Genomic DNA, 12269 nt, shown 5'->3' with positions numbered 1-12269 from the left:
GAGTTTTCCCGGCCGGGCCCCGAGTCCGGCATGCCGATGCCGGTGAAACGCAAGCGGCAGCGGATTCCCGGCTGGCTGCGCGGCGTGATCTGGGCCGTGGTGGCGATTGCCGTCATGTCGACGGCGTCGTACGCCACCGGCGTTTCCGCGCTCACGTCGAGCAACACGGCGTCCACCGCTTTGCGGCTCGCACTGCCGATTCTGCTGTGTGCCCTCGGCGGGCTGTGGGCCGAGCGCGTCGGCGTGATCAACATCGGCCTCGAGGGCATGATGATCCTCGGTACCTGGGGCGCAGCCTGGGGTTCCTACTACGGCGGCGCCTGGGTCGGCCTGCTGGCGGCAATCGCGTTCGGCGCATTGGGCGGCCTGCTGCACGCGGTGGCGACGGTGACGTTCAACGTCAACCACATCGTCTCCGGTGTCGCAATCAACCTGCTGGGCCTAGGAATCGCGAAGTATCTGGCAAACCTGATTTTCGAACCACTTTCGGGGAACCCACGGCAATCGCCGCCGGTGCCGAAGTTCGACACCTATTCGGCGGCGGGCTTGTCCGACTGGCTGGGTTCGCTGGAGAATCAGCAACGCGTCGGATTGTCCGATGTGGCAGGCATTCTGCGCGGGTTGGTCACCGGTATTGCCCCGTTGACCATGCTCGCGATCATCCTGATCCCGGTCAGCTATTGGATCCTCTGGCGCACGCGCTTCGGTCTCCGGCTGCGTTCGTGCGGCGAGAATCCGGTGGCGGCGGAATCGCTGGGCGTGAACGTTTACCGGTACAAATACGTCGGTGTGCTGATCTCCGGTGGTTTCGCCGGAATGGGTGGCGCTTCGCTGGTCCTGCTCAAGGGCGGCGCGGACTACCTGGAGAACCAGACCAACGGCCGCGGTTACATCGGTTTGGCCGCCATGATCTTCGGTAACTGGCGACCGGGTGGATTGCTCGGTGGCGCCGCGCTATTCGGGTACGCCGACGGTTTGCAACTGGCCGGTGGCGGCGAAGCAGTGCTCGCGCTGCTCTATGGCGCGGTAATTCTGCTGGCCATCATTGTGATCGTGCAGTTGATCCGGCGTAAGTGGATTGCCGCCGCGCTTGGGGTCGTCGGCGCTGGTGTGCTGTACGCGATCTACTGGACCAACGACACGCTGCCGAGCGATCTGATCCCGTACACCGCACATTTCGTCACCCTGATCGTGCTAGCCGTTGCGTCACAACGACTACGCCCACCCCGCGCGGACGGTGCGCGATATCGCCGAGGCGAGGGCGACTGATGTCCGAAGTGGACTGGACCGCGTTGCGTTCGGCCGCGGTGGCGGCTGCTTCGAATGCGTACGCACCCTATTCGGGTTTGCACGTCGGTGCCGCGGCCATTGTGGACGATGGCCGTCAGGTAACCGGATGCAACGTCGAGAATGCCTCGTACGGCTTGGGTTTGTGCGCTGAGTGCACAATGGCCGGACAACTGCGACTGTCCGGCGGCGGCCGATTAGTCGCAGTGGCTTGCCGAAGCGGCTCGGGTGAACTGCTGATGCCTTGTGGACGCTGCCGTCAAATCCTGTTCGAACTAGGCGGTTCCACCTGTCTGGTAGACACTCCACGCGGAATACTGCCGATGTCGGAGGTACTACCGGACGCATTCGGCCCGGCGGATCTACCATGACTTTCACGGCCGTGGATGTAATCCGGTCCAAACGCGACGGTGGGCAACTGACCGACGAACAGATCGACTGGGTCGTCGACGCCTACACCCACGGGATCGTCGCCGAAGAACAAATGGCCGCACTGGCCATGGCAATTTTCCTGCGGGGCATGGACAATCGAGAAATCGCCCGCTGGACGGGCGCCATGATCGACTCGGGCTCGCGGCTGTCCCTGGACGTCACCCGCCCAACCGTGGACAAGCACTCAACCGGCGGAGTAGGCGACAAGATCACCCTGCCGCTGGCCCCGTTGGTCGCCGCGTGCGGGGCAGCCGTACCGCAGCTGTCCGGCCGCGGGCTGGGCCACACCGGCGGTACGTTGGACAAACTGGAGTCGATCCCAGGCTGGCGAGCAGCACTGTCGCTGGACGAGATCGCGGCGCAACTGAACTCGGTCGGCGCGGTGATCTGCGCAGCAACCGAGGGATTGGCTCCGGCAGACAAGAAGCTGTACGCATTGCGGGATGTCACGTCGACGGTGGAGTCGGTACCGCTGATCGCCAGCTCGATCATGAGCAAGAAAATCGCCGAAGGCGCGTCCGGTCTGGTCCTGGACGTGAAGGCCGGCTCCGGCGCATTCATGAAAACCCTGCCGGACGCACAGCTTCTGGCAAGAACGCTGGTGGACATCGGTACCGCACACGGAGTTTCGACCACCGCACTGATCACCGACATGACCACCCCACTGGGCCGGGCAGTCGGAAATGCGGTAGAGGTCGCGGAAGCGATCGAAGTCCTGCAAGGCGGTGGCCCAGCAGACGTGGTCGAGCTGACCATCGCCCTGGCACGGGAAATGCTCACCCTCGCAGGCATCTCGACGGACCCGGCAAAGGTACTGGCTTCCGGCGCAGCCTACGAAGTATGGGCACAAATGATCACCGCACAAGGCGGTGACCCTTCAGCACCGTTGCCCCGGCCGTCGTCGATACACGTGATCCCAGCCCCCATTTCAGGCGTACTCACCTCCCTGGACGCCTACGCGGTAGGCGTCGCCGCCTGGCGCCTGGGCGCAGGCCGAGCACGCAAAGAAGATCCGGTGCAGTCCGCGGCGGGAATCCTGTGCCACGCAAAGCCCGGTGAACCTGTAGTAGAGGGTGAGCCCCTGCTGGAACTACACACCGACACTTCCGCAGCAATCCCCGCCGCCCTGGAAGCCCTGACCAACGCCTACGAAGTAGGCCCCAGCGCACCATCCCCGCGCCAGATCATCCTGGACTCAATCCACCCCTGACCCCGTCCGTGAAGGCCACCTTCACGGAATCTGATTCCCTCATGGTTCCCTTCACGGACTCAGATTCCGTGAAGGTTCCCTTCACAGCCCGCGCCACCCACCCGGGCGGCACCCGCGCACCCACCGGGACCCGGGCACCCAGACCCGGCCCTGCACCCCGATACGAAGCCAAAAACACGGGCGGAGGGGTGGTTGTCAAGGCATCTTTCCCGCCTTGACAACCACCCTCCGCCCGTAGTCACAATCCCGGCTTCGGGGTGCCCCTAAGTCAGCAGCTCACTCAGCAGAGGACTCGTCCGAGTCACCACCGGACTTAGCCTTGGCGTCAGCGGCCTTCGGCGAACGGCCATTCCGAGAGGACCGACGCGGCTGCCGAGGCGCGGGCGGCGGCGGAGCAATCTGCTGCACCGCAGGCCCACCCCCGAGCATCAACTCCGCGAAGGTGGCCATCGCCTCATCGAGCTGCCCGCCGATCCGCCGTACCGACTCGTCATTGCTCCGCCGCACGAGCGAATCCACCGAATCAGTGTCCGGCTGCTTGGCGAGGGTGCCCTCGACCTTCGACAACCCACTGCGCAGCGACCCGTCCAGATCACCGATCCGCCCGGTGACGTCGTCCTCGACCTTGTCGATCCGGCCGGACAGGTCATCCAGCCGCTGGGTGATCGACTCGAGCCGGGTACCGATGCTCTCCAGCCGCTCAGCCGGGTCCACCTTGTCCCCGGTGTCCACCACGGCAGCCTTCAACGCGTCGGCGGCAGAAGCAATCCGCTCCTTCGTCGCCCGATCAAGCTCGTCGACCCGGGACCGCAGCTCCTGATCCGCCGTCTCGATCCGCTCGCGCAGCGCCGCCTCGGCCAGTTCGATCCGCTCGCGCACCGGACCCTGCGTCGTCTGCGGAATCGCGTCGAGCTTCGCGTCCTGCTTGTCCAGATGCCCGCCGAGCTCGTCCAGCCGCCGGTGGATGTTCTGCAGCTTGTCCTCGAGCCCGTCCATCCGGCCCGCGACGCCCTCGAACCGCGCCGCGACCCCGTCGAGCCTGCCGTCGAGCTGAGCGAACGGCTTCGCCAGCTTGTCGACGATGCTCTCGACCGCGTGCGTGAGCGCGGCGATCGCGGTGTCCTGGGACTCGAGCCGCGTCATCGCTTCGTCGAGCCGCTCGGCCAGCACGCCGACCTCGGTGCGGTCGGGCATCTCGGACAGCCGCTTGCGCACCGCGCCGAGGGAGTCCACCGGGGCGAGCCGGGCGTAGATGTCGTCGAGCGCGTCGAAGATCTGCTGCTGCTCGCTCTCACGCACTTCGGCCGCGCGCACCAGCATGTTGCGCATCCGGTCGAAGGACGGTGCGGCAATGTGGTTGTCAGTGGTCACTGCGGTGTCCTTCGTCGGCGGGGAAATGGAAGGGACTGGGGCGAGCTTATCGATGAAGAAAATTGCTGTGCGTATGGCCCCCGGGGAGACCGGATAACTGCTGCGCTACCCGGATGGCCGATTCCTTCCGTCCCGGGCTGAGCGGAGGGTGGCGCCGGGGCGTCCGGTTACGGCCATGTAGGGGAATGACAGCGAGGCTACCGTTGGGAGCATGTCGGACGTAACCCCGCTCGGCGCGGAGATCCTGCGCCGCGCTCCCAAGGTCCTGCTCCACGACCACCTCGACGGCGGCCTCCGCCCGGCCACCGTCGCCGAACTTGCCGAGGCCACGGGCTATCCCGGCCTTCCGGCGACCGACCCGGACGAGCTGGGCCGCTGGTTCCGCGCGGCGGCCGACTCCGGTTCGCTCGTGTCGTACCTCGAAACGTTCGCCCACACGTGTGGGGTCATGCAGACGGCGGAAGCGCTGGTCAGGGTTGCCGCCGAAGCGGTGGAGGATCTGGCCGCCGACGGCGTCGTCTACGCCGAGCTGCGCTACGCGCCGGAGTTGTTCGTGGAGCGCGGACTGTCACTCGATGCAGTGGTTGAGGCTGTGCAGGCGGGGTTCGCCGAAGGAACACAGCGCGTGGTCGCCGCAGGCGGCCGAATCCGGGTACGGACGTTGCTCTGTGCAATGCGCCAGCACGCCCGCGCGCTCGAGATCGCCGAGCTGGCGGTGCGCTACCGGGACGACGGTGTGGCGGGTTTCGACATCGCCGGTCCGGAAGAAGGATTTCCGCCCACCCGGAATCTGGACGCATTCGACTATTTGCGCCGGAACAATGCGCATTTCACCATTCATGCGGGCGAGGCATTCGGCCTTCCGTCGATCGGGGAAGCAATCCAGTACTGCGGTGCGGAACGGCTCGGGCACGGGGTCCGGATTGCCGAGGACATCACCACGGACGCGGACGGAAAGGTCCATCTTGGACGGTTGGCAAGCTACGTCCGCGACCGCCGGATCCCGCTGGAGATCTGCCCTTCGTCGAATGTGCAGACGGGAACCGTGCCGTCACTGCCCGAACATCCGATCGGCCTGCTCGCCCGGCTGCGCTTCCGCGTCACCGTGAACACCGACAACCGGCTGATGAGCGGATGCACGATGACCAGTGAATTCGCCGCGCTGGCCGACACGTTCGGCTTCGGTCTCGACGACTTCCGCTGGTTCACCATCAACGCCATGAAATCCGCGTTCCTCGATTTCGACGAGCGGCTCGAGCTCATCGAGAAGGTGGTCAAACCCGGGTACGCGGCACTCGGCTGACTCCCCGCCCCGACGTGACCAGGTGGTTGCGTTCATTAGCAGTGCCAACTATCGTTCATTATGTAGGAAATACTTCTCAAATAATGAGACGGTGGACGGAATGGCGCAGGTCGCGGCAGGGGAGCAGGTGCGGGAACGCGGGAGTTCGCGGCGGTGGCTGATCCTCGCGCTCGGCCTCGCCGCGCAGACCGCGAGCTGCTCTTTCCTTTACGGGATCCCGTTTCTCGTGCCCGCGATGCGCGAGGCCGACCATCTGACGCTGGCCGAGGCGGGCACGGTCGTCGCGGCGCCGAGCATCGGCCTGCTGCTCACCCTCATCGGGTGGGGCGCGGCTGCGGACCGTTACGGGGAGCGGCTCATCATGGCGCTCGGCCTGGGCGTTTCAGGGTTACTCCTCGTGTACGCCGGACTGTGGCATCACCCGTCCAGTCTTCTCTTTGGAGTGTTTCTCGCAGCCGGTGCGTGCACGGCTTCGGTGAACGCGGCGAGCGGCCGGGTCGTGATGGGCTGGTTCGCGAAGTCCGAGCGCGGGGTCGCGATGGGGATCCGGCAGACGGCGCAGCCGCTCGGTGTCGGCGTCGCCGCGCTGGGGTTGCCGCCGCTGGCCGAGCGGTGGGGGTTCCAGGCGGCGATGCTGCTGCCGGCGGGCCTTTCGATCCTGGTCGCGCTGCTCGTGGCGGCGTTCGTGGTGGACCCGCCGCGCCCGCCGCGGGCCGCGAAGGGGGAGCGGCCGCCGTCGCCGTACCGCAAGGCGCGGCTCTGGCGGGTGCACGGGGCGAGCGCGCTGCTGGTCGTGCCGCAGTTCGCAGTGTCCGCGTTCGCGCCGGTGTACCTGGTGTCGCAGCACCAGTGGACGGCGACGGCGGCCGGGGTGTTCGTCGCGGTGGCGCAAGTGCTCGGCGCGCTCGGGCGGCTGGCGTCGGGGTACTGGTCGGACCGCGTCGGCAGCCGGTTGCGCCCGATGCGGCAGCTCGCGGTCGCCAGCGCGGTGGTGATGCTGCTGGTCGCCCTCGGCGATGCGACCTGGCTGTGGCTGGTGCTGGCCGCGCTGGTGGTGGCGGCGGTGATCACGGTCGCCGACAACGGCCTCGGCTTCACCGCGTCCGCGGAAATGGCGGGCGTCGCGTGGTCCGGCCGCGCGATGGGTACGCAGAACACTGCGCAGAACATCGCCGCGTCGCTCACGCCGCCGTTGCTGGGCCTGGTGATCGGCGACAGCCGCTACGCACTGGCGTACTGCGTGGCGGCGATCTTCCCGGTGCTGGCGGTGGGACTGGTGCCGGTCCGCGCGGAGTCCGAAAAGGACTAGGTACGCAAGCCGTCGAGGAAGAAGGCCAGGTGCCGGCGCCAGACCTCGGGTGATTCCCGGATCACCTGGGACATCGCGGACACCAGCGGGGCGAGGTCGGCGGGGGTGAAGTCCGCGCGCAGCTGCCCGGCCGCTTTGGCGCGGTCCACGACCTTGGCCGCGTGCTCGAAGCCGCTACGACATGCTTCCAGCACGGCCGGGCTCAACGGCTGGCGCCGGGCGAGCGCGTCGTTCAGCCCGTGATCCTTGGCCTGCAAGGCAAACAGGCCGTCGATGAATCCGGTGAAGCCCAGCCACGGGTCCGGTTCGGCGAGCGCGGCAGCGGCGAGGTCGTCGAGCGCGGCCAGTTGCGCGGGCAGAATCGCGTCGGCGAATGCTTCGCGGGTCGGGAAATGTGCGTACAGCGTGCCGATGCTGACCCCGGCGGTGCGGGCGATCTGTTCCAGCGGGACGTCGAGGCCCTGTTCGCCGAACGCGCGGGTGGCGGCGGCCAGCAGCTTGTCGCGGTTGCGCGCGGCGTCCGCCCGCAACGGCTTCGATCCGGTGGCCATGGGGACCATCGTACAAAGTCGAGGGCACCCTCAGGTTTTGTGGTAGCGTGCGAAATAAGTCGAGGGTTGCCTCGACTTAATCCAAGGAGGGAACATGACAGCTGTTGTTCTCGGAGCCGGTCCCGGACTCGGGATGTCGATCGCCCGCAGATTCGCGTCGGAGGGGCACGACGTCGCGCTCGTTTCCCGCAGTGCAGAACGACATGCGGGTTATCTGGCCGAGCTGGACGGGAGCCCGCAGGCCTTCGTCGGTGACGTCCGCAACGGCATCGAGTCCACTCTCGACAGAATCCTCGACCGGTTCGGCACGATCGACGTCGTCTACTACGGACCGGCCGCGATCGAGCCGGACAGCATCCCTGCCGACATCACCGAAACCACGGCCGCCGCCGTCGAGCGGGCGATGAGCTGGGTGTACCCGGCGGTCGGCGTGGTCGCCAAGCTGCTGCCGGGAATGCTGGAACGCGGTCGCGGCGGGTTCCTGTTCGCGGGCGGGCTCAGCGCCGTCCGGCCGATGCCTGCGCTCGGCGCGCTCGCGGTCTCCTCGGCCGCGCTGCGGAACTACGCGCGGACGTTGCACGAAGGCCTCGCCGGGACCGGGGTCTACGCGGGCAGCCTGATCATCGGCGGCCTCGTCGAACGCGGCGACATCCACCGCATGGTCACCGCGCAACCCGAAACATACGGCGACGCCGGCGGGCACACCCTGGATCCGGATGTGCTCGCCGGCGCCGCCTGGAAGATGTACTCGACGCAGAACTCGGCCGAGAGTGTCTTCGATGTGCTCTGAGGTTCAGACCACCGTGAGGCGGTTCTCGAAGTCCTCGACCAGCTTCCGCCACGCGCTCTGCTGGGTGTCGAACGGGGCGCTCGGCTCGAGCCGGCTCGGGTCCGGCCGCAGCACGAACGACACCAGCCAGCCGAGGCTTTCGTTGGTGGCCAGCGCGGTTTCGACGGTGTCGTCACCGGACCATTCGGCCGCGTCGGTGAGCAGTTCGACCGCCAGCTCCAGCTGGGTCGGGTCGATCGACTCCGGGCCTTCGGCGATGTCGTCGTCGATCCCGGTGAACACGTAGGTGTTCTCGGTGTCGACTTCCAGCTCCAGCTCGCCCGCAGCGGCTTTCGCCAGCACGTCGTCCCAAGTGGACACGTCGGCGAGGTCGGTTTCGGCGAGGTCACCGCCGTCCTTGATCGCCTTCAGCAGTGCCTTGGCCGAGCCGAACACGTCGATCTCGCCGTCGGTGCCGAGGAACACCGGCTTGTCGTCGAGGTAGCAGCGCAGCGTGTAGTACTCGGCGCCGGCGGTGACGATCTTGATCGGGTCGATCCCGACCTCGCCCCAGAATCCGACCGGCTCGTCCTCGGCCTCGGCACTGTCGCCGTCCTCGGAGTCGACTGCTTCGAGGTCCTCCGGGCCACCGTCTTCTTCCCCGGCCTCCGCTTCGGCGGACTCCTCGTGGAACGCGGCCAGCTCTTCGGCGGTCTGCTCCAGCACCGCGGCGTCGACCTCGGGCACGGTGACCAGGTTGTCGATCGCGTCCAGCACGGTGTCCCACTTCTCGGACACCGCCTTTGACAAGTCGTTCCACAGCGCTTCGCCCTCGCGCCCGGTGAACGGCAGGCGACCCTGCTCCAGCAGCGAGAAGCCCTCGTATGCGTCGAGGACCTCGTGCACCTCGTCCAGCTCGCACACGTCGGCGAGCGACCGGACGATGCCGACGATCTCGGCGAGCTCGCCGATCGTCCACGAGTCCGGCTCCTCGGAGACCAGCTCGGGCACGCCGACGAGGTCGTAGGAGTGGTCGTCGTCGGGGATCAGCTCGGGCACGTTCAGCGCCGGCACCGCGTCCCACGCCGGGTGGTCGAGCAGGTCGTGCTGCTCGGCCGTGCGCACGAACGCGGCCAGATGCGCGGCGTCCGGGAAGGCGTACAGGTCGTCCTCGTCGCCGAGGAACGCTTCCCACTCCTCGCCGTCCTCCCGCCACCGCGGGGCCCAGAGGGTGACCACGTCGCCCTGCGGCAGCCCGAGCTCGATCGGGATGATGTCCTGTGCCATTGCCGAATCCTCCGCGAGTACCGCCCGTGTGCGCGCCCGCCTGCCGTTCCCCCGGCGGTGCGCGGTACCGGAAGCCTACGGGTTCGGGCAAGCAGCCGCGATCTCCCCTGCACCTGCGGCCGCGGCCGGGATGGCACGATGGGTACCGCGATGACACTCACCGACCTCCTGCCTGCGGATCCTGACCCCGACGCCCTGTTCGAAGCCTTCTCCACGTGGACGGCCGAACGGGGCCTGGAGCTGTACCCGGCGCAGGAGGAGGCGCTGATCGAGGTCGTCTCCGGCGCCAACGTGATCCTCTCGACGCCAACCGGCTCCGGCAAGAGCCTGGTGGCGGTCGGCGCGCACTTCACGGCGCTGGCGCACGGTAAACGCAGTTTTTACACCGCGCCGATCAAGGCACTGGTCTCGGAGAAGTTCTTCCAGCTCATCGACATCTTCGGGGCTGATCAGGTCGGCATGATGACCGGCGATTCGAGTGTCAACGCGGATGCCCCGATCATCTGCTGTACCGCGGAAATCTTGGCGAACATCGCGTTGCGCGACGGTGCGGGGGCGCCGGTGGGCCAGGTTGTCGCGGACGAGTTCCACTTCTACTCCGAACCGGACCGCGGCTGGGCGTGGCAGGTCCCGCTCATCGAACTGCCGAACGCACAGTTCGTGCTCATGTCGGCCACGCTCGGCGACGTTTCGTTCTTCGAAAAGGACTTGACGCGGCGCACCGGACGGCCGACGGCGGTGGTGACGTCGGTGCAGCGGCCGGTGCCGCTCACGTACCGGTACGCGCTCACGCCGCTGCACGAAACGATGTCGGAACTGCTCAACGGCGGCCAGGCGCCGGTGTACGTCGTGCACTTTTCGCAGGCCGCGGCCATCGAGCGGGCGCAGACGCTGATGAGCATCAACGTCACCACCCGCGCGGAGAAAGAGGCGATTGCCGACCTGATCGGCGAGTTCCGGTTTTCTGCGGGATTCGGCAAAACGCTGTCGCGGCTCGTGCGGCACGGAATCGGGGTGCACCACGCGGGCATGCTGCCGAAGTACCGGCGGCTCGTCGAAACGCTGGCGCAATCGGGGCTGCTGAAGGTGATCTGCGGGACGGACACCCTCGGCGTCGGCATCAATGTGCCGATTCGCACCGTGGTCTTCTCGGCGCTCACGAAGTACGACGGGGTCCGTCAGCGGCATTTGAAGGCGCGCGAATTCCACCAGATCGCCGGCCGCGCGGGCCGGGCGGGATACGACACCGACGGGTACGTCGTGGTACAGGCGCCCGATCACGTGGTCGAGAACGCGAAAGCGCTGGAGAAGGCGGGCGACGACCCGAAGAAGAAAAAGAAGATCGTCCGGAAGAAAGCGCCGGAGGGCTTCGTCAACTGGACCGAGAGCACGTTCGACCGGCTGATCGCGGCCGATCCGGAACCGCTCACGTCCAGCTTCCAGGTCAGCCATTCGATGTTGCTGAACGTGATTTCCCGGCCGGGCAACGCTTTCGACGCCATGCGGCACCTGCTGGAGGACAACCACGCCGACCGGCCGACCCAGCGGAAGCTGATCCTGCGGGCGATCGCGATCTACCGCGCGCTGCTGGCCGCCGGGATCGTGGAGCGACTGTCCGAACCGGACGCCGAGGGCCGGATCGTGCGGCTCACTGTCGATCTGCAGTTCGATTTCGCGTTGAACCAGCCACTTTCGCCGTTCGCGCTGGCGGCGGTGGAGCTGCTGGACGCCGAGTCGCCGTCGTACGCGCTCGATGTGGTGTCCATTATGGAATCCACTGTGGACGACCCGCGGCCGGTGCTTTCGCAGCAGCAGTTCAAGGCCCGCGGTGAGGCCGTACAGGCGATGAAGGCCGACGGCATCGAGTACGACGAGCGGATGGAGCTGCTCGAACAGGTCACGTACGCGAAACCGCTGGAGGAACTGCTTTCGGCGGCGTACCAGTCGTATCGTGCCGGGCATCCGTGGGTCGCGGATTACGAGCTGTCGCCGAAATCCGTGGTGCGCGATATGTACGAGCGCGCGATGAATTTCGTGGAATACGTGGGTTTCTACCAGCTCGCCCGTTCCGAGGGCTTGGTACTGCGCTATCTCGCCGACACGTACGACGCACTCCGGCACACCGTCCCGGACGAGGCGAAAACCGAACCGCTGCAGGACTTGATCGAATGGCTCGGCGAGCTGGTTCGCCAGGTCGACTCGAGCCTGCTCGACGAATGGGAAGCGTTGCGGCACCCGTCGGAGGAGGGTCCGGTTTCGCACCGCCCGCCCGCCGAACCGCCTGCGGTCACCCGCAACGAGCGCGCGTTCCGGGTACTGGTGCGCAACGAACTGTTCCGTCGAGTGGAACTGGCTGCGCGCCGTGCGTACGACTCGCTTGGGGCACTGGATGAAGCATCCGGCTGGGACGCCGACGCGTGGGCGGATGCGATGGACGACTACTACGCCGAGCACGAGAACCTTGGCATCGGCCCGGACGCCCGCGGCCCGGCCCTGCTGCTGATCGAGCAGGAACCCGAGGTATGGCGAGTACGGCAGATCTTCGACGACCCCGCGGGCGACCACGACTGGGGCATCAGCGCGGAAGTGGACTTGCGAGCGTCGGACGAGGTGGGGTCGGCGGTCGTGCGGGTGGTCGAGGTGAATCAGCTTTAGAGTTCCTAACAAGTTGATCACTTGTGGTGCGTGAAGGTTCATGATCGTTGATCATGAACGGGTGAGGAAAGGTGAACAGCCACCGTGGATCGTCT

At 66.9% G+C, this 12269-nt stretch carries 10 protein-coding genes; 7 read left to right on the top strand and 3 right to left on the bottom strand.

Annotated features, from left to right (window positions below; all coding sequences use genetic code 11):
• Window positions 1-30: 30 nt before the first annotated feature.
• The 3 genes from OO71_RS39470 to OO71_RS39465 are packed head-to-tail and all read left to right on the top strand — an operon-like array spanning window position 31 to window position 2929.
• Entirely contained in the window at window positions 31-1269 is a 1239-nt protein-coding gene (locus OO71_RS39470; protein WP_051792851.1) for an ABC transporter permease, read from the top strand.
• Window positions 1269-1658 (top strand): cytidine deaminase, encoded by a 390-nt coding sequence (locus tag OO71_RS49655; RefSeq protein WP_245633925.1) that lies wholly within the window; start codon window positions 1269-1271, stop codon window positions 1656-1658. The genes OO71_RS39470 and OO71_RS49655 overlap by 1 nt, the downstream gene beginning before the upstream one ends.
• Window positions 1655-2929: a thymidine phosphorylase gene (locus OO71_RS39465; RefSeq protein WP_033295167.1), complete on the top strand. Its 1275-nt coding sequence runs from the start codon at window positions 1655-1657 to the stop codon at window positions 2927-2929. Before OO71_RS49655 ends, OO71_RS39465 begins: the two co-directional genes overlap by 4 nt.
• Window positions 2930-3205: 276 nt before the next feature.
• On the opposite strand, the gene OO71_RS39460 is transcribed toward OO71_RS39465, so the two are convergent.
• Window positions 3206-4300: a hypothetical protein gene (locus OO71_RS39460; RefSeq protein WP_033295166.1), complete on the bottom strand. Its 1095-nt coding sequence runs from the start codon at window positions 4298-4300 to the stop codon at window positions 3206-3208.
• A gap of 211 nt (window positions 4301-4511) precedes the next feature.
• Between OO71_RS39460 and OO71_RS39455 the strand changes: the two genes are divergently transcribed.
• Both OO71_RS39455 and OO71_RS39450 read left to right on the top strand, forming a co-directional pair.
• Window positions 4512-5603, top strand: coding sequence for an adenosine deaminase (locus tag OO71_RS39455; RefSeq protein ID WP_033295165.1), 1092 nt, complete (start codon window positions 4512-4514; stop codon window positions 5601-5603).
• A 100-nt stretch (window positions 5604-5703) separates the two neighbouring features.
• On the top strand, window positions 5704-6912 hold the full coding sequence (locus tag OO71_RS39450) for an MFS transporter (protein ID WP_033295164.1): 1209 nt from the start codon (window positions 5704-5706) through the stop codon (window positions 6910-6912).
• On the opposite strand, the gene OO71_RS39445 is transcribed toward OO71_RS39450, so the two are convergent.
• Window positions 6909-7463 carry a TetR/AcrR family transcriptional regulator gene (locus OO71_RS39445; protein WP_033295163.1) on the bottom strand — a complete coding sequence of 185 codons (555 nt, stop codon included), beginning with the start codon at window positions 7461-7463 and terminating at the stop codon, window positions 6909-6911. The two genes, OO71_RS39450 and OO71_RS39445, sit on opposite strands and share 4 nt — an antisense overlap.
• A 94-nt stretch (window positions 7464-7557) precedes the next feature.
• Between OO71_RS39445 and OO71_RS39440 the strand changes: the two genes are divergently transcribed.
• Complete coding sequence (locus tag OO71_RS39440; protein ID WP_033295162.1) at window positions 7558-8253, top strand: SDR family NAD(P)-dependent oxidoreductase; 696 nt, start codon at window positions 7558-7560, stop codon at window positions 8251-8253.
• Window positions 8254-8256: 3 nt separating this feature from the next.
• Here OO71_RS39440 and OO71_RS39435 read toward each other — a convergent pair whose 3' ends face one another.
• On the bottom strand, window positions 8257-9519 hold the full coding sequence (locus OO71_RS39435) for a hypothetical protein (protein ID WP_033295161.1): 1263 nt from the start codon (window positions 9517-9519) through the stop codon (window positions 8257-8259).
• Window positions 9520-9669: 150 nt separating this feature from the next.
• Between OO71_RS39435 and OO71_RS39430 the strand changes: the two genes are divergently transcribed.
• The gene (locus tag OO71_RS39430; RefSeq protein WP_033295217.1) at window positions 9670-12174 is read left to right on the top strand and encodes a DEAD/DEAH box helicase; all 2505 of its coding nucleotides are present in this window, start codon (window positions 9670-9672) and stop codon (window positions 12172-12174) included.
• The last annotated feature ends 95 nt before the right edge of the window (window positions 12175-12269 follow it).

It is taken from the genome of Amycolatopsis jejuensis (genome assembly GCF_000717335.1).
Taxonomy (GTDB): Bacteria; Actinomycetota; Actinomycetes; order Mycobacteriales; family Pseudonocardiaceae; genus Amycolatopsis; species Amycolatopsis jejuensis.
This window is presented reverse-complemented; position numbering and strand designations above follow the sequence as displayed.

What these genes read in the sequence shown, in the direction of transcription:
- OO71_RS39455 (WP_033295165.1), top strand. Translation starts at nt 4,512, where the DNA reads ATGTCGGACGTAACCCCGCTCGGCGCGGAGATCCTGCGCCGCGCTCCC.
- OO71_RS39450 (WP_033295164.1), top strand. Translation starts at nt 5,704, where the DNA reads ATGGCGCAGGTCGCGGCAGGGGAGCAGGTGCGGGAACGCGGGAGTTCG.
- OO71_RS39440 (WP_033295162.1), top strand. Translation starts at nt 7,558, where the DNA reads ATGACAGCTGTTGTTCTCGGAGCCGGTCCCGGACTCGGGATGTCGATC.
- OO71_RS39430 (WP_033295217.1), top strand. Translation starts at nt 9,670, where the DNA reads ATGACACTCACCGACCTCCTGCCTGCGGATCCTGACCCCGACGCCCTG.
- OO71_RS39470 (WP_051792851.1), top strand. Translation starts at nt 31, where the DNA reads ATGCCGATGCCGGTGAAACGCAAGCGGCAGCGGATTCCCGGCTGGCTG.
- OO71_RS39435 (WP_033295161.1), bottom strand. Translation starts at nt 9,519, where the DNA reads ATGGCACAGGACATCATCCCGATCGAGCTCGGGCTGCCGCAGGGCGAC.
- OO71_RS39465 (WP_033295167.1), top strand. Translation starts at nt 1,655, where the DNA reads ATGACTTTCACGGCCGTGGATGTAATCCGGTCCAAACGCGACGGTGGG.
- OO71_RS39445 (WP_033295163.1), bottom strand. Translation starts at nt 7,463, where the DNA reads ATGGCCACCGGATCGAAGCCGTTGCGGGCGGACGCCGCGCGCAACCGC.
- OO71_RS49655 (WP_245633925.1), top strand. Translation starts at nt 1,269, where the DNA reads ATGTCCGAAGTGGACTGGACCGCGTTGCGTTCGGCCGCGGTGGCGGCT.